Source organism: Alistipes sp. An31A, from assembly GCF_002159425.1.
In the GTDB taxonomy this organism is placed as follows: domain Bacteria; phylum Bacteroidota; class Bacteroidia; order Bacteroidales; family Rikenellaceae; genus Alistipes; species Alistipes excrementigallinarum.
In genome coordinates this window covers 1-21,764 of record NZ_NFIO01000015.1, presented here as the reverse complement: position 1 = coordinate 21,764, position 21,764 = coordinate 1, and the positions used below count along the sequence as shown (strand labels likewise).

General features: G+C 51.2%; 19 protein-coding genes and 1 CRISPR repeat array. Of the genes, 8 read left to right on the top strand and 11 right to left on the bottom strand.

All coding sequences use genetic code 11. The features are described 5' to 3' along the window. Positions 1-797: 797 nt before the first annotated feature. The 5 genes from B5F90_RS09970 to B5F90_RS09950 all read right to left on the bottom strand — a co-directional run bounded on the left by B5F90_RS09970 (position 798) and on the right by B5F90_RS09950 (position 5,748). Positions 798-1,265 (bottom strand): hypothetical protein, encoded by a 468-nt coding sequence (locus tag B5F90_RS09970; protein WP_087362657.1) that lies wholly within the window; start codon positions 1,263-1,265, stop codon positions 798-800. A gap of 77 nt (positions 1,266-1,342) precedes the next feature. Further along, complete coding sequence (locus B5F90_RS09965) at positions 1,343-2,617, bottom strand: MBL fold metallo-hydrolase (protein ID WP_087362656.1); 1,275 nt, start codon at positions 2,615-2,617, stop codon at positions 1,343-1,345. Further along, a complete protein-coding gene (locus B5F90_RS09960; protein ID WP_087362655.1) occupies positions 2,608-3,534 on the bottom strand; it encodes a hypothetical protein in 927 nt (308 codons plus the stop codon). Before B5F90_RS09960 ends, B5F90_RS09965 begins: the two co-directional genes overlap by 10 nt. A 62-nt stretch (positions 3,535-3,596) precedes the next feature. Then, positions 3,597-4,343 carry a hypothetical protein gene (locus B5F90_RS09955; RefSeq protein WP_087362654.1) on the bottom strand — a complete coding sequence of 249 codons (747 nt, stop codon included), beginning with the start codon at positions 4,341-4,343 and terminating at the stop codon, positions 3,597-3,599. Continuing rightward, positions 4,336-5,748, bottom strand: coding sequence for a WYL domain-containing protein (locus B5F90_RS09950; protein ID WP_162607781.1), 1,413 nt, complete (start codon positions 5,746-5,748; stop codon positions 4,336-4,338). The genes B5F90_RS09955 and B5F90_RS09950 overlap by 8 nt, the downstream gene beginning before the upstream one ends. Positions 5,749-5,908: 160 nt before the next feature. Between B5F90_RS09950 and B5F90_RS09945 the strand changes: the two genes are divergently transcribed. After that, entirely contained in the window at positions 5,909-6,109 is a 201-nt protein-coding gene (locus B5F90_RS09945) for a hypothetical protein (protein ID WP_087362652.1), read from the top strand. Positions 6,110-6,258: 149 nt separating this feature from the next. On the opposite strand, the gene B5F90_RS09940 is transcribed toward B5F90_RS09945, so the two are convergent. The 5 genes from B5F90_RS09940 to csx2 form a co-directional block, all read right to left on the bottom strand. Then, complete coding sequence (locus B5F90_RS09940) at positions 6,259-8,817, bottom strand: tetratricopeptide repeat protein (RefSeq protein WP_087362651.1); 2,559 nt, start codon at positions 8,815-8,817, stop codon at positions 6,259-6,261. Between the two features lie 8 nt (positions 8,818-8,825). Next, positions 8,826-10,931, bottom strand: coding sequence for an AAA family ATPase (locus tag B5F90_RS09935; protein WP_087362650.1), 2,106 nt, complete (start codon positions 10,929-10,931; stop codon positions 8,826-8,828). A 75-nt stretch (positions 10,932-11,006) separates the two neighbouring features. Further along, positions 11,007-11,690, bottom strand: coding sequence for a CRISPR-associated endonuclease Cas6 (locus B5F90_RS09930; protein WP_087362649.1), 684 nt, complete (start codon positions 11,688-11,690; stop codon positions 11,007-11,009). Between the two features lies 1 nt (position 11,691). Further along, positions 11,692-12,057 carry a hypothetical protein gene (locus B5F90_RS09925; RefSeq protein ID WP_087362648.1) on the bottom strand — a complete coding sequence of 122 codons (366 nt, stop codon included), beginning with the start codon at positions 12,055-12,057 and terminating at the stop codon, positions 11,692-11,694. Next, positions 12,051-13,304 carry a TIGR02221 family CRISPR-associated protein gene (csx2, locus tag B5F90_RS09920; protein WP_087362647.1) on the bottom strand — a complete coding sequence of 418 codons (1,254 nt, stop codon included), beginning with the start codon at positions 13,302-13,304 and terminating at the stop codon, positions 12,051-12,053. Before csx2 ends, B5F90_RS09925 begins: the two co-directional genes overlap by 7 nt. 177 nt (positions 13,305-13,481) lie before the next feature. After that, a CRISPR array of direct repeats spans positions 13,482-14,241; the repeat unit is 36 nt; unit sequence GGCGTAAGCCATATCCATTATAACAAGGATTACAAC. A 70-nt stretch (positions 14,242-14,311) separates the two neighbouring features. On the opposite strand from csx2, the gene B5F90_RS09915 reads away from it, so the two are divergent. From B5F90_RS09915 to B5F90_RS09885, 7 genes are all read left to right on the top strand, one after another. After that, positions 14,312-16,159 (top strand): hypothetical protein, encoded by a 1,848-nt coding sequence (locus tag B5F90_RS09915; RefSeq protein ID WP_087362646.1) that lies wholly within the window; start codon positions 14,312-14,314, stop codon positions 16,157-16,159. A gap of 3 nt (positions 16,160-16,162) precedes the next feature. Next, positions 16,163-16,624, top strand: a complete 462-nt coding sequence (gene csm2, locus B5F90_RS09910) for a type III-A CRISPR-associated protein Csm2 (protein WP_087362645.1) — start codon at positions 16,163-16,165, stop codon at positions 16,622-16,624. 21 nt (positions 16,625-16,645) lie between these two features. After that, complete coding sequence (gene csm3, locus B5F90_RS09905; RefSeq protein ID WP_087362644.1) at positions 16,646-17,290, top strand: type III-A CRISPR-associated RAMP protein Csm3; 645 nt, start codon at positions 16,646-16,648, stop codon at positions 17,288-17,290. A 2-nt stretch (positions 17,291-17,292) separates the two neighbouring features. Then, the gene (gene csm4, locus B5F90_RS09900; protein ID WP_087362643.1) at positions 17,293-18,270 is read left to right on the top strand and encodes a type III-A CRISPR-associated RAMP protein Csm4; all 978 of its coding nucleotides are present in this window, start codon (positions 17,293-17,295) and stop codon (positions 18,268-18,270) included. Continuing rightward, entirely contained in the window at positions 18,260-19,402 is a 1,143-nt protein-coding gene (locus B5F90_RS09895) for an RAMP superfamily CRISPR-associated protein (protein ID WP_162607780.1), read from the top strand. Before csm4 ends, B5F90_RS09895 begins: the two co-directional genes overlap by 11 nt. Next, on the top strand, positions 19,402-19,812 hold the full coding sequence (locus tag B5F90_RS09890; protein WP_087362641.1) for a DUF1643 domain-containing protein: 411 nt from the start codon (positions 19,402-19,404) through the stop codon (positions 19,810-19,812). Before B5F90_RS09895 ends, B5F90_RS09890 begins: the two co-directional genes overlap by 1 nt. Before the next feature lie 533 nt (positions 19,813-20,345). Next, positions 20,346-20,822, top strand: coding sequence for a hypothetical protein (locus tag B5F90_RS09885; protein ID WP_087362640.1), 477 nt, complete (start codon positions 20,346-20,348; stop codon positions 20,820-20,822). A gap of 689 nt (positions 20,823-21,511) precedes the next feature. On the opposite strand, the gene B5F90_RS11075 is transcribed toward B5F90_RS09885, so the two are convergent. After that, the coding region (locus B5F90_RS11075) for a hypothetical protein (RefSeq protein ID WP_204229549.1) at positions 21,512-21,764 on the bottom strand (253 nt) is incomplete at its 5' end.

Genomic DNA, 21,764 nt, shown 5'->3' with positions numbered 1-21,764 from the left:
CCGTCCTGATATTGAGATGAGAGGGATGGAATCAGCAAAAAAGGAGCTTATCAAACAGACCCGTAAATACGTCAATGAACTCATGTCAGCAGCGGAGAACAACTGCCGGATGAGAAATGTGATAACTAGCAAATTGCAATCCGTATCCGCGCGGGAATAGCATGAGTTTAAATCGAAAGTCCGAGAACAAACCATCAGCCAAATACAAAAACTTTACGAATAGGCGATTTATGAGAAGTGCCACTATGTCTTAAACGGGGAGATGTCATGGGTAAAATCTTAACAGTCGTGCAGGATCAAGGATATATTAACTGTCTTCTTGACTATCCCTTGACTTTTTTGAAACGAGGATTCTGTAAATCTCTCACATGATATAAGTCTCCGGAAACGCATTGCACAATTGATGTGTTGAAAATACTGCCCCTAATCTTGGAAGGGGCGTTCATGTACCAAACGTTCTGCCGGGTCAGCTTACCGGACGTGGATCGTCAGTGTACATATTGACTTCATGGCGATCGTTTTGCAATAAAAAGATATCAATCATGATGTACAGAGGTAACAACGGGCAACCATTGAGTCCATGTTGTTTCGCATTCCATCATACACCATGATAGTTCGCAGGGACATCGATTCCTAGAACCCGACCGCAAAATTGGATGGATTCCCGAGAAAGATACATCGGGATCCTTTACAGACCGCGGGGGGGGCTGACGTTGGACCGCAAGGCTGTACGGAACATCCACGACCAGATTCAGTAGCCACACAGTCAAACTCGGATGGGTTGAAGTGGTGAAATTTCATAGAAATACCACCTTGTGGCGGCGGATGCAGGCCAGACGGTCGTTTCCCCGTTGGTTGACGGGCAGAATTACGTCATAACGGAGAGGTTGCGCCCATCCGCCCTGTCGGTTGAGCAATCCGTAGCGGCCTCGGCGGCCAATGATATTGAATTGTGCGTGGTGGTTTGTCAGCACATCGTATCGTGAAGGAATGACCGTGCGGCCCTCGAAATCCACCAGACCGTATCGCCCGTTGCGTCGGATGCGCAACAGAGTGCTGCCATAGGGAGCCGCACGGTCACAATCCAAACGAATGAGTCGCCCGCTGCGGATGCGCAGCAGCGCATATCCTTTGCTGTCGCGCACCAATGCCCGGTCTGTATCATTCAGCAGCCAGGCCTCCTCCCAGCATGCCTTCGTAAGGTGGCATCCGCCCGAGGTCTGAAATCCCGTCTTGCCATTTTTGTAGTAATATCTGATTCCCATATCCTGTCTTTTCGGCAAAGTAAAGGCCCTGCTGTGCAGAATGGCGGCACAACAGGGCTGAATCTGGAGAAAAGAGGCTACAGCTCGATTGATTCATTGTCCTGCGGACAGCGAATCGTCCGATCGGGGAAGAGCGTGGCGAAGCGTTCCGGAACGGCGGTATGGATCGGAATCAACAGCCCGGGATTGACATGGCGGACGATTGCCTGCAACGATTTTGCATCGGCATGGCCGCTGGTATGGATGTGCGGATTGGCAAAACCCCGCTCCCGGATCCAATCCATGAATTCGGGCTCGTCTTTTTCATACCCCTCCCAGATCGAGGTAACTACGACCGATGGCGTGTGGCTGTACTTCTGCATGTAGTACAGCATGGAAGGGCGGATGAGCCAGGCATATTTGCCCGGATTGCGTCCGATGTCTTTCGTGTCGACCGTCGAAAGTGCCTTCAGACGCTCCACAATCTCCGGATCTCCGGCCTCTTCGAGCCGTTTCAATTGGGCCGGCAAACAGAAATACCGGAAAACATCGTGTCCCTCAAACGGAGAGAGCGGCGATGGAATCGACGACTTGAAACGGTGGACCGCTTCCAGCACATAGGCGACGTAGGTATCCACAATCAGCTTGCGCGAACAGACGAGCGCCGCCTTGTAGATCTGGACGATCCGGTCGATGTTCTGCCCCGAGCACCAGATGTAGTGCAGTTTGTCGGCATCGGTGCGGAACTGCTCCTTGAAACGTTCGCAAATCTCCGCTTCGCTCATACACTCCTTTTCGGTGGCCAGATTGGTCCCCTCGAGCAGCAGGCAGTCGACCTTCCGGGGCAGGGTGTGGTAGAGAAAGCCTTTCACCCCGTGACGGCGGATATCCCCGCTGTAGAGGATTCGCCGGCCTTCGGCTTCGATCAGAAAGGCGCATGCATCGTAGGCGGCGTGATCGACCGTGTAGGGTGTGATGCGGATATCGCCCACGGTTACCGGTTCGAACTTCCGGTCATCAACCTCCTTGGAGAGGATTCTGATATGGCGCAGATAGTCGGCATCGCCGCGGCCATGGATCACCTCGGTGACATGCATCATGGCCGCTGTTCCGGCCGTAGCGTAGATGGCCACATCCCGGTGCGTATCGGGCAGCAGGCCGTGGTGGTCGGCATGGTAGTGGCTGATGAAGATGGCATCGGCATCTTGTGCCCATTCGAGGGCCTCGCGGCGGATTTGCTCCTGCTGCTCCTGGGGCCGGGTGTCGAAATCGAGCGGCAGACCCAGATCGAGCAGGATTTTTGCCTGCCGGGTACGTATCTCGACACAGCTGCCGCCGATTTCGTGGGTTCCGCGGTGGATGACTATCTGCATAGCTCTTTCTCTAATGCAGCCTTGTTCATAAGACCGCTTTTGTATAATCCATATCCCATGAAGGAAGAGTTGAAAAAGAGACAATCCTCCATTTCCTGCAGTTCAAGCCGAAGTTGGGTACTTTGGATTTTATAATTCGCCAGTACGCAGGCAAACTCTACTTTGGGCTGGATCTGGGTTACATCCTTATACTTGTCGGCGTTGTCGCCCAGTTTGAAGCCCGGAATCAAACCCAAGATCCGTTTTTGCCGGAACAGATTGAGCATGTCGTTCTGGAAGTTCTGGACCCGGTCTCGATCGGAGACGAAGTCGCGGAAATCGTCCTGGTGGATTTTCAATCCGGGAGATTCCGTTGTCTTGTCGTCTTTGATGCTTTGTGTCGATCGGATGGATTTGTATCCCTGTTTGACCTCTATGATAAACAGGCGGGGAATAGCCGTTTTCGCCAGTTTGTGGGCTGCCGGAGTCGATTCCCATTCTAGGGCAACGAGGTCGAAGCGTTTGTCTCCGTTTTGGTATTCGCTGTCGATGATAAAATAATCCGTATCGAAGGAGTTGCATGAATAATTGTTCTCCTTGATGATCATCTGTTGGATATCCTTTTCTCCCAGATGATTTTTCACATTGGTCGTGTAGATATCCACAATGTGCTTTGCTTCGGTAAGATAGGCATGTATGTTATCCAATGAGAATTGAGGAATCCGGGCTCCGGGCATATACCGGGGGTCGATACAGTCGTAATGATCTTTGTCCTCGAATATTCTAAGGACGGAACCTCCCCGATAATAGATCGAAACGTAGTTGCCTCTCATTTCGAGATCCAGCGAGTTGTCTGCCTTAACGTATTCCAGAATGGGCTGGAGATCGTTTTTGTCCATGAAGCGGTTCATGAACGATTCACTGATAGAGCGAGCCATCGCATTGAGATTTTAGGTTAAATTTTCTATAAATATACTACTTGTTTGTTTAATTCTTGATTTCATTTTGTGTCGAAACCGTGGATTTTATTAATCGTCTCTTCGAACGACAGAGCATCGCCTTTCGGCGGATCCCGATACTCGCTGGCAATACGCATGATCGGGGAAGCTAAACGTCCGAAACAGCCTTCGTCAACGTGGAGTTGTTGGTAGCTGCATGCGGTGCATGTGGCCGAATGGCTGCTGCGGCCGCTTAATGGAGACCCCGAGAAGGAGTAGACCAGCATCCGTCCGCCGCATTTCGGGCATACGCGCGTGTAGCGCTCCTCATATTCGGTCCACGCCCGGACCACCACGCCCAACGGATAGGGTCCCGAGTCCTTCATCGAGACGTAGGCCATACGGATGCGCATCGGCGTGCGGGCTCCGAAGAGTTGCGGATCGGCAAGAATCCGTTCACGCTGGCGCCAGATGAGCGGCACCGATTCGGCAAAGAGATCCTGGAGCCGTTGCTCCTCCTGTTGCTGCCGCTCTCTGCGGATCGGTTCAAACCAGGCGCGGACGAGTGACTCGGGAACAAGCAGTTTCCCTGCTTGCGCATCGATATGCAATCCGTTGTCTACGATTAACGATTCGTCGATCCGGAGTTGCAATCCCTCGGCATTCCGCAACGTGTAGTTTCGGCCCTGTTGGTCGATAATGTCAATCGAGATGACGGCCTCTGCTGTTTTCGGAGTATCGGCCCGCTGGCTGAACGTCCGAAATGAAGTTGCTGTTTTTTGAGCGTATTGTTTTTTCTTGTCAGTCATGGTTCCCACCGTTTAAAATTTGGATGGCCCGTTCGGCATCCGTGCGGGTAATGCCGATGCGGGGATCGGTTTGAATGAAATGCGGTCGCTGTTCCGGTCGGATATCTGCTTCATCGTCAAAAATTACATAGCGGTATGGCTTCGAAGCGTACTCTTTTAGCCAACTGCGAATCTCTTCACCCTTGGCGGCTCCGGCCGTCTCTCCGGCGGACATCGGAAAGTTGGCATGCAACGATTGACCGGTTACGCCGATCAGTTGTTCCGGCAGAGCCCGCTCATGCCACATGGCTTCCATCCGCTCCTTGCCCTCGAGACGCCATGACGAGGAGATGACCACCTCGGCGCCGGTTGCATCGATGATCCGCCGCAGGTTGTTCACCGTCTCGGGGTCGAACAGATAACCGTAACGGTCCGAAACCGGGAGCCCGTTCCTGCGCCGTTCGGCAATGTAACGCTCGGTATTCATCACGCCGTCGAAATCGAGAAAGATCACTTTTGGGACGTTGTGAGCGTAGAGAGCTCCGAGGTCCCCGATGATGCGCCGCATCTCTTCCCGTACATGGCCCGGCGAGAGCACCTCGAAATTGCAGTGGCAGTTTAACATGGCCTGGTAAAACTCCGGCGTCGGTGCCACGTGAAATTCGAAGATGGCATATTCGTCATGCGTCTCGACCTCCTGCTGCGAGGCGTGGAGGGGCAGCGTGCGGAGGTACTTGGCGCCGTCGCCTGCGACCCGGACACGGATCGTGCAGGGACGGATATCGTCATAGACCGCCACGCCGAAGGCCCCGGCCAGGTAGCCGGCCGGATCCAGCTCCTCGGGCGGCGTAAAGCGATCGTCGGTCACGCGGATCTTCACCATGCGGTCCAGCGCATAGAGCTTGATCTTCGCATTGTCGGGCTTGTCGGCGTAGAGGTACCAGCGCCGGTCGCGGAGCTTGACGAAAAGCGGCCGAAGACGGAGGTCGAAGGCCTCGTCCCCCGTGAAGGGCTGATAGGTAATGACCACCTGCCGGTTCTCACGCATGGCGTCGAGCAGTTCGGGCAGATGCCCCCGGGCCGAGGGAACCTCCTCGACCAGCACACGGTTGTGCAGCGTGCGGGCCTCGCGCAGCGACTGCCCGACGGCAAAACTATCGAGCAACCAGTTTGTGATGTTGTGCGAGTTGAGATCCTCGCTGTTGGCAATGGAGTAACGGTTGGTGCGTTCGTCGCAGACGATCGAAAGGTCAAACAGTTCCTCGACCGCGTCGCGGTGGGTGCAGAAGGTCCGCCGTGCCAGCGGACGACCGTCATAGAGCGTGCTGTGCTGCCAGCGTGCACGGATCTCGGCCAGCGTGATGGGGCCATAGCGATGAATCGTATCGGCCAGCCAAATGTACCTTTTGAAGAGATTGGATGCCATGGTGTTTGTCTTTTTCTGGTACAAAGGTAGCAGAAGTATGTGCCAAAATATTGCACATAGAAGGAATTTTTCCCATTGCATGCCATTTTTTGAATAAAGAGCACATGTGCCGGATTCTGGCAGATTGGCTACTGAACTTTGCCGGAGAAAAAATACGGAAATGATGGAACATCTTGAGACGAAGAGGGGCACGAGCCCGAAAACGAAGGTTGATCAGCCCTTGGTAAACGACCCGGGAGAGTCGGCGAGGACCTTGATCGGCGCCATCGAGCAGATTGTAAATCTGGCCGTAGAGCTGAAACTCGATGCACCTTTTCACGAAAAAGCCCATTCCGCATTGGCGTACGTGGCTGAGGGGTGAGACTCGAAGAAGAGCAGGATTCAAATAAAAGGTGTTATATATCATTGGACAGCGTTCCGAACGGTGGCTTCTGCAGGTGCTCAATCTCGAAAAGAAATCGAATCGTGGCAGAATCGAGTAGTTAGATTGTTTGCTGCAGGTTCTTGGTTTTATATTTTTAGATCATAGACTTTCCATGTGTTGTTCCCACTCAATACTAGTTGGGCCGTGACATTGCAATCTTTTTTGATGTGGTATTTCCTTAAGATGCTTCTGTGCACATAGATGTTATTGATAAAGGCAAAATCAGGTTCGCAATCCATGTCGCCCTCATCATAGAAAAAGTTGTTGTTATGTTTATATTTGATAATTAGACGGCCGTTTATCGTTTTTCTTAAATGGCAGTTTTCTTCCTCAGTTGGTTGTATGTCGAGAAGCTTTATGTGCTTTTTCCCTTCTTTGTTTTGTTTTATGAAAAAGATGATGCGGACCAAATCGCCAACCGCTGGTCGTAATCTGGTTTGTTCAAATTTGACGATATCGCAGATTTTACCCATTTCCAAAACAATATGAAACAGTTGTTTGGCTTCATTAACATCATCTACGACTGCGATTTGACTCGACATGTTTGTCAGAGCCTCTTCAGGGGAACAGGTACAAACTTCTGCGATGCCAATCTCTTGCCGATCTTTTCGATATTTGATGAATTCCCGGAACTTGACAAAGGTATCCTTTTTGATGATCGGATCCACGTTTGGATAAAAGGCTTGGATTGAATCTTGAGTCAGAATGTGCAACATCTGCTTTTGCTCATTGATGTAATCAACAATGGCATACTTGATTGGGAGAATCGACCATGGTGCAAGGTCCGTTTTCCTCAGGATCAAAGGTTTTGCAGCCGTGAGCTGCGGAAGTTTGCTCTGAATGAACATTTCAGTTTTGGCTGCTTCCTTTTGAGGAACGTAATACCTCACCTGGAAAATGGTACCGGGTTTGCAGTTTCTCGGTATGGCGAATCGTTTTGTTGGAATTGAGAAGATCAGTTTCGAACCGTCGTAGAAATTTCCATGTTCCATACCTTCATTGTCTGTCCATCTTTCCGTTAGAACAAAATTTTGAGTTGGGGCTTCGGAGTAGGCAAAGTCTTCTGCATTACGGATGTATACGAATGGATCAACCTGCAGGTTGCCATTCTCGATTGAACGGGACTCATCCATGAGTTTTTGATAATCATTGGAGATGCCCCATCCCTTTAATTTACGGTGTTTGGCATAGATCTCAAGTTCCTGACGGGCCTTCTCTTTCGCTCCCTCCTGAAGCCAATTCCTGGCCAGGACGAGGTGAATGTCTCCCAGATAATCTTCATTCTTCTCCAAACTTTTGGCTTTCAATAACAATCCGGTTTGCAGGACTGAATCCGAGACACAATCGGCCAGTTCTGACCAAAGGTAATATTGCCCATTCTTATGGAGTAACAATTTTTTATATGTCGATATAGCCTCTTCAACGGATCCTTCCCAGATGCAAATCCTTGCATAATTCCGTATGCTCCAATCATCAGCCGAGTCCTGTTCAATGATTTGTGTGTATAGCGTTTTCAGCCAATGAATCAGCCCCGGATCCTTCTTTCTTTGAGGATCCTCTTTAATGATTTCAAAGCATCGCTTTGCTGATTTCACGGCGAGTGACGGGTATTCGATCTCTTCTGCGGAGTTTCCTTTCTTCCAATCATCAGGAGATAGATTCCCTTTGCCGTACCACTGTATCATGAAAGACAGAAACCGGTAAGCCTCTTTGCCCGACATGAACCGATAGGCGATTTTCAGAATTTCGGAGTGCCACTGTGAAGGTCCCAACACGGAATAGGTTGCTGCATAATCATCAAATCCAGGCCAAAGTTTCTCCCATTTTTTTTCTTTTTGCCAGTCCATCAGTTTCCAGAAGTAGCTCTGTCTCAGATATTCGATGACGACAGTTCGTCTTTCGCCAAACTGGCTGACAAAATCCTGTATGTCGATTTGCTTTTCCGAAGCCCCGATTTCACGGCATATTCTTTCGACCAGGGACGGAATTTCATGGCCGTTGACAATTCCTTTCTGCCAATCTTCGGACCGAAGATTACCGGCTCCCCACAGCAGAAAGAATCTGAAAAAACTGAAATCCGGGTGATCCTTGGTGAAGTTAAGTGCAAAATTCAACATGACCGAATGGAGCATTGACGGACGTTCATTTTTCAACATCATATAGTCGCGAAGCAAGCTGCGTACTTGGAGAGAGGTCAGATTGCCGATATTTGCTTTGATGTATCGGTAGATGATCCATCCGAAATCTTCGTGTAAAGAGACATCCTTGTTGTTGCCCGAGGGGCCTGTTTTGGCGACAATCTGATTGTAGGCGGCGGTAGGATCTGTTTTCGACAGTTCGCAGGCCCTTTTGATCATGTCGGCATCGGGAACCAGGGACTTCAACAGCCGGTTATAGGCATTTTGGCCGGCATCATTATCATCCTTCATACCTGGAAGCAGCGCTTTCATTCGTGTCAAATACGATCGGGCCTGTTCCATATTCCGATTGGGAATGCATCTGTTCTGAACGATGTCTCGCAAGACCCAAAACATCGCCATGCGACTCCATTCATTCGGATCGTCGCGCAGATCTGTCAATGCCAGATCGAAGGCCTCTTTCAGTCGGCCCTCATTACGAAGTTGTGTTACCTCCTTGACAGCCATGTTCTCCTTTATTTTTGAAACACTTGCATCAGATTTTGCAGTTTTTCATCTTCCATTCCCATGTCACTGGACGGAAGAGCGTGAGTAATGGTTTGATTGTTATTGAAATAGAATAATATCTGTGAGAATCGGCCGGATGTTTTCAGGTAGTATCCCACATAATATTGCGGAGAATGTTCGACAATGTTTGTTATCCGGATATTCAGATCATCGCATGCGGATACCATTTTAGCAAAAAGATGTCGTAGAGCTTCGCTCGACGGCGTGTAGGTTATCTTGAATTGCAAACCTTCTTCGTTTTCGAGTATCTTTCGGATTCGATCGTTTTCAGGTAGTTGAGTCAGAAACGCATACCGGGTATACAATCCGGATCCGTTGTAGAAGCAGTCGACAATGGCGGTCCCGGACGGGACTTCAATCGTGTATCGGTCATCGTACTGAAGCATTTGAACGGAGGAGATCTGAAACCCCTCTGTATCCAGTTGCTCTTTGATACACATGTATTTTTGTTTTTGGAAAACGGCGGCTGTATCCGGCAGCATATCCACCTTTTCGATATTAGCGAAAGCAAAGGCTTCTTTAGCCGGTTTGGCGATTCTGTTCGGTACGTTTAGTCGGATAGCTGATATGGGGGTAATGTTGGGCATGTTTACGCCATAAAGCCGTTTTCTGGCACGAGTTGTCGTTGTGTAGACCCATCTTAACGAGTCGTCATGCAGCCCGGTACGTCCACTGTAATCAACATATACCGTATCCCATTCCCCACCTTGAGATTTGTGTCCGGTGATGGCATATCCATATTTGACCCGGATTGCATTGAAATATGGATCCTGCATCAAGGTTTCACTGAATGCTTCGTCATTCGGTTTCAACTCGGGATGACGCATTCTGAAATTGATATACAGGGCCACATTCTGAAGCGGAGAGAGGGTCGGTTCCCGTGACTGCAGAAGTGTATCTATAATTTTGCATTGTGTCTGCTGGCCGTTTTCCAACAGCAGTTCGGCGTTCCGGAAATCCAGAGAAACAATCAGTCTTTGTCGGGTGCCGGAGGCATCGGTCCATACAGGGGCGGAGAGTGTCTCGACCTGGTCCGAAACGGAGAGAACCTTCACGAAATCGCCGTTGTAGAATTCAATACCCAGATTATAGTGATTGCGTACGACCTGCAGAATGTCGCCGGCAACTACTCGGTTGATTCCCGGGAAATAGCGGCATCTAATGGCGTCGTTGTACTCTTTGACCTGTGCGTTCGTGTAGCAAAGCACGACGGAGTCTCCAATCTCCGGTTGGTGCGTGTGTTCACAACACGAGTTGATGACCTGTTCCGGAGTCATATCCTCCACTTCGCCGGTTTTGCGTTCAAAGCAAAACTGATTGCGCTGTTCGGTCTGTAGCAGATTTCGGATCAGCATGGCGTTCTGAAGAATGATGCTGTTGCCCTTCTGTCTGAAGACCTCGGTCAACTCGAATGACGAGACAGCCAGCCCTCTTGACCGGAAAAATGCCTCGTCCAACGCTGCCGAACGGTTGTCTCCTACGGGTGGCAATTGGGCCGGATCACCGACAAATATGATTTTCCCGCCCAGATGTGGCTGCACGAAGGTCAGCAGATCGTCGAGAAGAATATCCGTCCCGAAGTGAAGCGTTTCGTCATGTACCGGACGCGAGCCTACCATGGAAGACTCATCGATGATATGGATGTTTGCTGCCGGATCGTGACCCGTGTCGTGTCGACGGAGTGAGAACCAGAACTGCAGATCGTCTGAGCCTTTGCTGCGCATGTCGGGATTCTTTTCGAGATGCAGAGTCGGGATGAGTTCCCCTTGTTCGTTATGGCGGACGACCTGCATCTTGTCGAGAGCATATATTGCGCGATGGATTGTGCTGGCCGGATAGGCTGCCTTTTGGCTTAATACCTTGGCGGCACGACCGGTAGGAGCCAGCAGCCGAACCTTTTTCCCAAGACTGGAAATTTCCGGAATCAGACTCTTTATCAAGGTCGTCTTACCGGTTCCAGCATAACCTTTCAAAATGAAGATGGTCAGGTTCTTATCTGTAACGAAATTGCGGATGAGCTCCAGCGCCTGACTTTGTTGTTGAGATAGGTTCATAGTATGAGTTAGCGAACAAATGAATGAGTACGATGCAAAACAGCCGATTGGGGCGACCGGATGGTCTCGGAATTCCTATATCCGGAATGGATGCGACAGAACTCCATGGTTCAGGGCGGTGCCTTTGCCCAAACCGATCCCCGAAGGGAGAAAGAGCCCAACGGTGAAATCGAGTGAGAATGCGATAAGCGGCTGCTCCTTGTACAGACTGGGAGAGGTGATGATGGTTTGCGGAACAATGGCAACCTGGAAACGGTGTTGAATCTGCCATCCTGCTCCCTTGGCAAAGGCGAGGATATTGCCCGTGAGGATAGCTTCGAGTTTGGATAGCCGGGCTTCGTCCGACTCCAGCGCTCTCCATTCGTGGTAATTCTGCTGGTTGAGCGGCAGCCAGTGGTTGAGGTGGTATGTCACGGGGGCATCCAGTTCGGTCAGTACATATTCGTGAACCCGAATATCCTCAACGCCGATCCGGCCCCGGTTTGTGCCGTTCAATACCACGTCATCGGTCAGAAATCCGCCGTTGAACAGCGCCTGGATCTGCTCGATTCCGTCGTTGATGCAGATCATAGCGGCTCTTCCTCCGAAGGTGCGGTACTGGATGAGTGGATACCGGTAGACAAATCCATTGCCGAGGTGGTTGTGAAACATCGCATGCTCGCGGCCCGCGGCCCGGATTACGGCACCCCGGAAGAACGGAACCTCGTATCGCCGCAGAGGCAGATCGAACCGGACGGTCATCAAACGGAGTGTAGCCATGTCAGTATTCGCGGAAACGGATGAATTCAAATTGGGAGAGCTTGAGCCCGTCGGTTCGGTAAGCCACATCGCGGACCGTGGTTGAGGCGACCACCGTATATCCGGCCTTCATAAGTCGTCCGATCAGATGAAAGCAGAAGACCGATTCACCCATGATATGAAAGGCCACCTCGCAGCCGTATTGTTCGGCTCGATCCCGACATTGCTCGAAGCAGGTTTCGACGAGCGGGAGCAGCTCTTCGCGCGACCACGTCGGATCGATGGCCGGAAAGGCCATGTCCTCGATGGCTCCCCATCGGGTCACGGCCTCCTGCCGTTGGCGGGGGCCCCATTGTTCCAACGGGTGATTTGAAAAGTTGATCAGCATGTCAAATCCTTGTATTTGCCCAGATACCCGGCCAAATCCCGGATCATCGACTGCGGATTGTCGGCGCTTCCTCGCATGTTGTGGGCGATGGCGTTGCGTTTGAGCGAGACATCCTTGTAAAGGTATGCCAACGGCTTCAGATCACGGCAGGAACCACCGCCTCGGCGCAGATGTCGAAACTCCTCCTTCATGCCTTCCCGGTTGTCATACTCCAGCGGATCGATACCGGTCTGTTCGCAGGCCCGGGTTACGATGGCTTCGTTCAGCGAGATGTAGGCTGCGGCATAGTTGCGGTTGTCGTTCTGCCAGCAGGCGAGGTGGTACTGGAAGTCGGAGTGTCCGTGCGGATTGTCCCGCCGGATGTTCATCCGGTCGAGGAAGCGGCCGATCACCGGCGTGATGACCATTTGCGCAATGCGGGGCAGATGTTCGTTGCTGCGTACGGCCTGCAGTTGCTGGCATTGGTTTTCGAGCGCCGTCAGATGGTTGAGATTCTTGACGTCCGAGAAGTCGATGAGCCGTTTTTTCAGACTGGCGTCAACGGCACCGACCAGTTCGGCAATCTTGTAGGCGTTGCCGAACTCGAGAAAACTGTAAGCCCCCGTAATCCAGGCATTGACCTCCAGCAGATCGTTCATCTCGATCACGGGCGAATAACCCAGTTCGCCCTTCACCTCGAGCATGCCGTAACAGATGTGGCCGATGCGAATCTTCTTGCTGCTGACATCGCGCAGATAGATCAGCAGGTTCATCACATACATGGGCAGCGATCGAAACGAGTGGGTGATGTCGATGATGAGTTCATCGCCCCGGTTGAGATACTGCTCCAGCCCGAGGATGATGTCCGAATTCTCGCGGATTTCCTCTCTGTTGAGGCCGTAACGGATGGGAATGGCTTTCGAACCGTTGCCCAGCGCCGCCTCGATGTGTTCGACGTGGGGCAGACGCAATTCGCTGGTGTGGTCGGCCTTGTTGCAGGCGTCGCTGATTGCGCACCAGACCTCCTCGTCGAATGTGCCGTTCCGGGTTCCGAAGCAGGCGTAGACCTCATCCCACATCGAATGGACCGTTCCCAGCAGGATCGTCCTGTCCACCCGGAATTTGTCGTGGATGGCGGCCGCCACAAACGAGCAATGAAACTCCTCGTCGGAACCTTCGAAGCGGTAGTTTGTCTCCAGATATCGTCTGGAAGTTGTATCTTTTGCGAGGGCACCTTTTCCGAGAAATGAAATCAAGACGCGGGCCATAATCTCTAATTTTTACCGAAGATACGAATTTTTTTCGGGGATATCCTCCTTTTTGTCAGATAAAATGGCTAACTTTGATAAAAAGGTTCTTTGACATGTTGTTTCCCTCCGAAAAACGTATTTTTTGCATCGGAAAATCGAAAAAACCAATTGTTGTGCAATTTGTTGCGCCTTACAGGGCGTAAGCCATATCCATTATAACAAGGATTACAACAATTGTGCCGTCATTTTTACCGTTTTAGTGGCGTAAGCCATATCCATTATAACAAGGATTACAACTTGCAATCATAATAGTAAATTTTTAAGGTTTGGCGTAAGCCATATCCATTATAACAAGGATTACAACAAAATTTCGCTTTTCATGATTTTAGATTTTGGCGTAAGCCATATCCATTATAACAAGGATTACAACTAATTTTCGCGGATATAATCCAAAACGTGGCGTAAGCCCTATCCATGATAACAAGGATTACAACCAGTCACGCTCTGTGTCCATGAAGAAGTTCTGGCGTAAGCTCTATCCATGATAACAAGGATTACAACAAATTTGCAAGACGTTTGTTTTGGCGGTCCGGCGTAAGCCATATCCATTATAACAAGGATTACAACAGCTCTTCCAACACTCTGAACCCACCGCGCGGCGTAAGCCATATCCATTATAACAAGGATTACAACAATATTTGTTTCGTCATTCTGTGACTCTTCGGCGTAAGCCATATCCATTATAACAAGGATTACAACTCAGTGTGTTGAAAATGGTGTTTGCAATCAGGCGTAAGCCATATCCATTATAACAAGGATTACAACATAATTAAACTCATTCAACATTCATTAAAGGCGTAAGCCATATCCATTATAACAAGGATTACAACGACGCGGGTGTAAATTGCTTAATTATTGCGGCGTAAGCCATATCCATTATAACAAGGATGAACCGGGACGTAATCGGAGGAAACAACAGGTTGAAGAGGGCGGGAAATTCCGCCGACCAATACGAAAGAAAACAAATGACCGAACATCTGTTTCATACGCTGCAAGAGGAGCATCTGCTCGATGCAAAAATTCCGGTGAATGCAGGCGATGCGCCCGCCAGGTGGCTTGCGGCTGCGGATAAACTTGTTGCAAAGGCCCTCATCGAGGCGGTTGTTGCAGTCGGTAGCCGCGATACATGGCCGCCGGTCGATACGTGGATGACGCTGGCCGAGAAGCATCTTTCACCGCTCCGCTCGGTAATCAACCCCTCGCAGACGGTTTATGACCGCTTGCGGGGACGTATGTTGCTGGCCGGCAGCGACGAGTTTCTCGTGGTTAAAGGCAGTTTGAGCGGCATTCAGCGCTTCATCTACAACGTCCGGTCCGCCGGAGCACTCAAAAACCTGCGGGGACGCTCCTTCTACCTGAATCTGTTGCTCGACGCCGTGGTCGAGCGCTTGTTGTCCGAGTTCGGATTGACACGGGCTGCGGTGCTTTACAATTCGGGAGGGACGTGTTGTCTGTTTATCCCCTGTTCGGCGGAGACCGAAGCCCGATTCGAAGCGTTGGCCAACGAGATCCGACAGCAGGTTTTTGCCTGCCATGGCGAGCAGTTGGTGCTGCTGAATGCGGTACGGGCTACGCGGCAGACAATCCAAAAGGATCTGTCGTCACTCCTGGCGGAGTTGCAGAATCGGAAAAACCGTGACAAATACGCGCCGTTGCGCGGATTTACCGTCGGGCAGTGTCGGGCGCTCTTCTCGCCGCAGCGTCCCGTCGAGGAGTCCTCGGCCCGTTATGTGGAACTCGGCGGTCGGCTCCCGCAGGCGGAATGCATGACGGTGTGCCGCACGCCGCAGTCGGGCCGTACGGACGGTGTGGAACCCGGCGGGCTGGGTGTTTGCTACTATCTGCTTCGGCGGAGTGAGGTGGCCGGATTTACGGCGGAGGGAACGTCGCTGGTGCTCTTCAATTCGGATGAACTGCCGCGGGTTACCATGCCTGTGCGCTGTGAATTTGTGGCTGGATGCGGTGCCCGCGTCCAGTCGTTCGAGGAGTTGATTGGAGCCGATTCCGTCCTCAAGCGGCTCGGAATCCTGCGGATGGATGTTGACAATTTGGGGCGGATGTTCCGCGAACTGGGACGGGGAACGGATGCGCTGCTTCGCTATGCCGCCATGAGCCGTCGGCTCGATCTTTTCTTCAAACGGGATCTCAACGCCCTTTGGCTCGATGGATTCAGCCGGTCGACAGTCATCATTTACAGCGGAGGTGACGACCTGTTCATTGCCGGAGAGTGGACCCGGACCCTTCAGTTGGCCCGAGTGATTCACGACCGGTTTGAAGCGGCTTTCCCGGATGCCGAAGTCGGGCTGTCGGGCGGCATGTCGCTCGTGACGGCCAAGTATCCGATCATTCGGGCCGCTGAGTTGAGCGCCGAGGAGGAGAGCCTTGCCAAATCGTTCGACTATCGCGGCGAAACCAAGAATGCACTCTCGCTATTCGGCGTACCGATGCGCTGGGCGGTCGAGTATGATGCCGTGAGACGGATCGGAGAGGGGATGGCTGCGTTGATCGAACAGCAGGCGCTGGATAAATCATTCCTCTCGCGGTTGTTACGTTATTACGGAAATGCACGCTTCGAGGGGAAACGGATCGTGCCGCCGCGCCTGGTCTGGCTGATCGATTATGACTTGAGCCGTCTGATCGGGCGCTCACGGAACAATCCGACGGCCGCACGGCTCATCCGCCAGTGTATTGCCGATATTACGACCGGAACGACCCTTGACGGCCGGGCAATGGATTCGCCTTACCATTCGTTGCAGCTGCTGTCGGTGGCGGCGCGTCTGGCTGAACTTAAATCGAGAACCAACAACGCATAAGATATGGCAAACGGATTTTATAATAACGAACGCCGGGACTCTTACCCGAAGGGCGGCGTTGGCACGGACAATGCGGATCCCGAACGGCGGGAACTCCTTGCCCGGTTTCGCAAGGAGTGGATTACGCAGGGGATTGATGAGGAGGGCGTCGAGTTCTGTCGCCGGGCGGCAGAGTATCTGCAGCAGCGGAAGATGACTTCGTCGTATGTCCGCAACATCTTCGGAGAGCTGAAACGCATCGAATCGAAAGGTTTTGCCCAAAGTCGGACCGATTTTTATCTGCTGCGGCCGAAGGTTGCCTATGCGACGGCCCGAGCCAAGGATCGGGGAATCGAGATGAATCTCTTCCGCGAAATATATGAATGCATGGCGCCTCATGTGAGTGACGACCGTACGTTCAAGAATCTGGTGAACATGGTCGAAGCGATAATCGCCTTTCACAAGGCTTGCGGAGGCAGGGATTGATAACCGTAAAACTTGTCCAAAATGGAAAAACTCGTCAAAAAAATCAAATATTCGGCCGAAATCGAGTTGTTGAGTGGTCTGCATATCGGTGGAACCAACATCGCCATGGCCATTGGCGGCCCCGACAAGTTCGTGGTTCGCAATCCGATTGATCAGAAACCCTATATTCCGGGCAGTTCGCTCAAGGGCAAAATGCGTTCGCTGTTGGAGATTGCGCTTGGGCAGTACGAGGTAAAAAACGGCAAGGCGGCGCCGTGCAGCGATGCTTCAAAGGCATGCGGACATCTTTTCGGAACCGCTGCAACGGGCGACAAATCACAGCCGTCGCGGGTAATTGTGCGCGATGCCCTGATGACGACCGATCCCGAGTGTCTTGCCAATACGGACCTTTTTCTGACCGAGGCCAAAACCGAGGTGGCTATCGACCGGATCACGGCCCAGGCTAACCCCCGGACGAATGAGCGGATTCCCAAAGGTGTTTGTTTCCGCTTCGAGGCCATCCTCAATGTCTTCTCCGACGACAACGAAAAGGAGTTGCGCAAAAACCTCGAAAAGGCCATCCATCTGCTTGAAGACGATTATCTGGGAGGCAACGGCTCACGAGGTTACGGCCATATTGCTTTTCGCAACATCCGGACTGAAGAGAAATCCGTTGAAAGCTATTAGCCATGCCCGAGAACTTGAAGATAGCCTGTCTGCGGTTCGATTCGGGTTTCCATCTGGGCCTCGGACGGGAAGAGGAGTATGATCGCAGTGCTGCGGTCCTCCATTCGGATACGATAGCCGGAGCCTTGTGCAGCATGCGCGCCGAGATGGGTGAAACGGATATTCGTGGATTTCTTGACTGTTTCCGGGTTAGTTCGGCCATGCCGATTTGGTACGGACGTTTGTTCCTGCCGCTCCCTCCTGACAAAAGTTGTATCCGGGTGCGTGGAAACGATCCCATGCTCAAACGGCTCAAGCGGCTGCAATGGATTGAACAGCCTTTGTGGGAGCAGTTGGCCCGTAATGGAAATCTCGAGATAGAACCTGCAATGATCAGTCGTTGTGGTACGGCTGTCGCTTGTGGCGAGGGGCGGGCGATTTTTCTGTTGCGCAATTCCCTTGAACAGAAGGTCTGTGTCGGCCATCAGGATGGAGATGCCAATCCCTATTTTTTTGATCGTGTTTTTCCGGGCGAAGGAGTGGAGTTTGGCGTTATATATCAAACCGATGATGAGGCAGTATTCCGTGCGACGTGGAACGTATTGTCCGATGTCGGCATCGGAACGGGAAAGACTACGGGTAACGGCCAATTTCGGGTCGACTTCCGGGAGATGACGATTCAAACGCCGGATTCGGATGCCAGTCAACTGCTCTCGATGTGGATACCTTCGGCTGAAGAGTTGGAGCGGGGGTTAGATCCTCGCAGCAGTTATCAACTTCTGAAGCGAGGGGGTTACATGGCCGGTGCATCGGACCCCGCGCTTCGCCATTTTGTTAAAAATGAGGTCTGGATGGTTGCTCCGGGGGCAATTCTTCTCGGGCCGAATCCCGAAGGTAGTGTTGTCGACTTGCGTCCGGAAGGAGTGAATTGTCATCCTGTTTGGCGGGATGGACGTGCCATCAGCCTGCCTTTCAAATATGCGGAAAGCCATGGAAAATAATCCGATGATACGAACAGTCTGCAAGTTGAGTACGCTGACTCCCTGTCATGTCGGTTCTGGAAGTATACTCCTTCGCAATCAGGAATTTGTCACTGATGGTGACGAACTTGGAGTGGTTGATCCTCGCAAGATTTACGGAATCCTCGGAGCCAACGGAATTGATGCATGGTGTCGTGCGATTGAGAATCAGGAAGATATTTATGCGATGCTCCGTAAGGTAAGGCCTGATGTCCGGTTGCGAACAATCTGTAGCCGGATCATGCCTCTTTACGGAGGGTCCGGTCGGGTGATGGAGCTGCGTGAACAGTTGAGGAGCAATGGCGCAGCTTGTATCCCGGGCAGCTCGCTCAAAGGAGCAATCGTTACAGCGGTTTTGGCCTCCAATCCCGAGGATTCCAGACTGCAGCTTGACCATCCTCGCTCCTCGAACAATCGAGTAGTTGATCGCTTCTTTGCCAACCCCGAGAAATACGATCCCAAGAGTTCTGCATTACGTTTTCTGCGGGTTGGAGATGCCTGCTTCGAGCAGATCCCAACTTGTGCCGTGCATTGTCTCAGTCTGAATATTCGTTCGAGCCGGGATTCGCTTGTCGATGAGAAAGTGCGTCAGTTTGTCGAGTGTATTTATGCGGATGATCCTGCTACATGCGAAATCGATCTGATCAATCGGCAAAGCGATTATTACCATGATATAGCATCCTGTGTCAGGACGATTCCGGATGCGTTGACTTCTATTGAGGCATTGTTCCGCAGTTTGACGGCCCATACTCGTTCGCTGCTCGTAGAGGAGCTGAACTTTTGGCAAGATTACAATGCAGATGAACTTAACGATTATCTTCCGCAGATCGAGGAGCTGATCTCGGAATGCGATGCCTGCAAAGACGGCCGTTCTGCCGTCTTGCGTGTCGGTTATGGAAGCGGTTGGAATTTCATGACCGGGGCTTGGAGCCGCCGTCGAACCGAGTTGCAGGATCCGGATCAATGGGCCAATATTTTGGCTCTGGCTCGCAAAGACCGAATGGGACGCTATCGGGAATATCCTTTCATTAAGACGCGCCGAGTCTTTTATGATCAGCCGGAAGAGCCTATTTTGCCGTTGGGTTTCATGAAGATTGAGGTCGAAAGAGATTGATGGCCGTGGTTTATTGCCCAGATTGTTTTGAAAGAGGAAATCATCGGTTTGTGTTGGAGCAACCCGGGGAGCATATGTTATTGGTGATTGGTCTCAATCCGAGTATGGCAGATGGCAGCCATCCGGATCCGACTATGCAGAGCGTTTTGAGGTTGACCAATGACAATGGTTATGATGGATATGCGATGAAGAATCTTTCTTCAGAGAGAACAACGGATAAAAGGAACCTGGCATTGATTTTGGATGAAGCAATGCATCTGCAGAGTTTAGATGTTGCCTCTAAATTGTTGTCCCGTTGTCCAGCAGCAGATTTGTTGATTGCCTTTGGTAATGGGATTCTCATAAGACCTTATCTGAAAGACTGCTTTCGGGATCTGTATGGCATATTGCGGGGAAGTAAGGGACGATGAATGCAGATCGGACGACTTACGAAAAAGGGGAATTCTCGTCATCCGTTGTATGCTTGGCGCGAGTGGAGATTGGAGCCATTTGATGTAGAAAGTTATCTATCTTGAAACGTTTTTTAATATATCCATTTCATAATTAGAATGTTATGTCGATTAAGGCCCGCTTTGTAGCCCGCTTCTCCTTGTAGAATTTTTTCTATCGAAACTTTGCACTGTCAGTTGGGATCGCAAAAATCGGCGACCGTTGGCGGTTTTCCGATTTAATTTCCTATTTTTGTAGATGGTTCCGTGCCGATCCGCGGGACTTACATATTGACAGACGTTTAATTACGATCTTCTTTCATACTCAAACTTCGCAACTTTGAACTACAAAGAAGAGGGTGTAATAGGACGTCCATGTGTTGCATATACATCTGGTTGCCCCTTACGGTGCAATCTGTGCATATATGCTCGCGTGGGTTGTCCGTATCCTTATTCTTTGTAGGGGCAGCGAAGGCCTGAGTATGGGATAAGTGTATACGGCTCCCACGTTTTTTATGGCCTTCGATTACGATTACACGGGCAATCCAGCCCTGCTCGACCGCCGGAAGGTCGCCTTCTTTGCCTCGCGTGTCGTCTCGCCGGCCGTCGAAGAGCAGGCCTTGCGCTGGGCCAAGGCGTGCTGCGCAACCGACCGCGTCGTAATCAGCGGCTTCCAATCCCCACTCGAAAAATCCGTCTTTGAACTCCTGCTGCAAGCCCGCCACCCGGTAATCTGGGCCTTGGGACGAGCTCTCTACCGCCGCTACCCTCCCGCCGTCGAAGTGGCCTTGGCCGAGCAGCGCATCCTGATCTTTTCCGTTCGCAACGCTCGCCGAACGGGTTGGCAAACGACCCAAACCCGCAACTACACCATCGCCACAATGGCCGAAGAGAGTGTCTATGCCCTCCGCTCGGACGGCCGCCCCAACTCGCTCGATGTCCTCTGCGGGCTGGAACTGGGACGCAAACCGGTACGTTGTTTCCCGCAATAAACCGTCGTTTGAGACGGACTTTCCACGAGAAAAACGGGACTAAACCCGGTTCTGCATGGCCGAAGTTCCGCAAAATCGAACGCTGAAAGAGGACAAAATACCCTGCTTTATATGACGCAAAATGACGGATTAAAGGCCCTCAATTGGATAAATTAAGGGCTTAAAGCACGTCCAAATCCGTGAATTTTATCCAAAATTTTGCATCCTTAACCGCCGAAAATCGGTTGAAAACGAGCTGTTTTGAAGTCTGATTCGGGCGATAAACCGCCACTTTTCCACGCCAAAATGGCCGGATCTTCCCTGTTTTCTGGCGAAGGGGTCTCGAAAATCCTTCGCCGGCCAAATTTCGGGTCGGGCCACGGTGGCTCCGGTAAAAAACGACGACTTCGGAGGAGTTTTCCACCCCCTTGCGGGCAAGCTGTTTTCTGTTACGAAATCTATTTCGCGTAACGGAAAACACAGCTTGCTGAGTCCCGAAACATATAATGTCCCGGGGACTCAAAAACGGGTCGAATATCACGTCCCGTTCCCGCTTGTTCGCCGGCCAATCTGAAGAGGCGAACCACCCGTTCCCGAAGCCGACATCGGGAACAAAATCGACAAAAAAAGGAAGGTCCGGAGGCGTCTTATTCAAAAAGGCCGACTGACTGATTGACGTCAGTACTGACTGACTGAAATACTGACTGAATTCAGTACTGACTGACTGAAGTCTGGGTCTTCCTGTTTTGCTGTTTCGCTGTTGTGTTGACACACTGTTTTGTTGTTTTACTGACGTAGTGTTTTGCTGGCTCTCTGTTTTGTTGTTTTGCAGACATATTGATTTGCAGATACCAGTTGGATACATAGGGACTGTCGTAAAAAGAATAAAACTTCATAATGAATTGATTGCCAATGTAATATAAAATTTGTATCTTAGCTAAAGATAAAAAGAATACCTCCAAT

What these genes read in the sequence shown, in the direction of transcription:
- B5F90_RS09965 (WP_087362656.1), bottom strand. Translation starts at nt 2,617, where the DNA reads ATGCAGATAGTCATCCACCGCGGAACCCACGAAATCGGCGGCAGCTGT.
- B5F90_RS09955 (WP_087362654.1), bottom strand. Translation starts at nt 4,343, where the DNA reads ATGACTGACAAGAAAAAACAATACGCTCAAAAAACAGCAACTTCATTT.
- B5F90_RS09950 (WP_162607781.1), bottom strand. Translation starts at nt 5,748, where the DNA reads ATGGCATCCAATCTCTTCAAAAGGTACATTTGGCTGGCCGATACGATT.
- csm2 (WP_087362645.1), top strand. Translation starts at nt 16,163, where the DNA reads ATGGCAAACGGATTTTATAATAACGAACGCCGGGACTCTTACCCGAAG.
- csm4 (WP_087362643.1), top strand. Translation starts at nt 17,293, where the DNA reads ATGCCCGAGAACTTGAAGATAGCCTGTCTGCGGTTCGATTCGGGTTTC.
- B5F90_RS09970 (WP_087362657.1), bottom strand. Translation starts at nt 1,265, where the DNA reads ATGGGAATCAGATATTACTACAAAAATGGCAAGACGGGATTTCAGACC.
- B5F90_RS09895 (WP_162607780.1), top strand. Translation starts at nt 18,260, where the DNA reads ATGGAAAATAATCCGATGATACGAACAGTCTGCAAGTTGAGTACGCTG.
- B5F90_RS09960 (WP_087362655.1), bottom strand. Translation starts at nt 3,534, where the DNA reads ATGGCTCGCTCTATCAGTGAATCGTTCATGAACCGCTTCATGGACAAA.
- B5F90_RS09890 (WP_087362641.1), top strand. Translation starts at nt 19,402, where the DNA reads ATGGCCGTGGTTTATTGCCCAGATTGTTTTGAAAGAGGAAATCATCGG.
- csm3 (WP_087362644.1), top strand. Translation starts at nt 16,646, where the DNA reads ATGGAAAAACTCGTCAAAAAAATCAAATATTCGGCCGAAATCGAGTTG.
- B5F90_RS09885 (WP_087362640.1), top strand. Translation starts at nt 20,346, where the DNA reads ATGGCCTTCGATTACGATTACACGGGCAATCCAGCCCTGCTCGACCGC.
- csx2 (WP_087362647.1), bottom strand. Translation starts at nt 13,304, where the DNA reads ATGGCCCGCGTCTTGATTTCATTTCTCGGAAAAGGTGCCCTCGCAAAA.
- B5F90_RS09915 (WP_087362646.1), top strand. Translation starts at nt 14,312, where the DNA reads ATGACCGAACATCTGTTTCATACGCTGCAAGAGGAGCATCTGCTCGAT.
- B5F90_RS09925 (WP_087362648.1), bottom strand. Translation starts at nt 12,057, where the DNA reads ATGCTGATCAACTTTTCAAATCACCCGTTGGAACAATGGGGCCCCCGC.
- B5F90_RS09940 (WP_087362651.1), bottom strand. Translation starts at nt 8,817, where the DNA reads ATGGCTGTCAAGGAGGTAACACAACTTCGTAATGAGGGCCGACTGAAA.
- B5F90_RS09945 (WP_087362652.1), top strand. Translation starts at nt 5,909, where the DNA reads ATGATGGAACATCTTGAGACGAAGAGGGGCACGAGCCCGAAAACGAAG.
- B5F90_RS09930 (WP_087362649.1), bottom strand. Translation starts at nt 11,690, where the DNA reads ATGGCTACACTCCGTTTGATGACCGTCCGGTTCGATCTGCCTCTGCGG.
- B5F90_RS09935 (WP_087362650.1), bottom strand. Translation starts at nt 10,931, where the DNA reads ATGAACCTATCTCAACAACAAAGTCAGGCGCTGGAGCTCATCCGCAAT.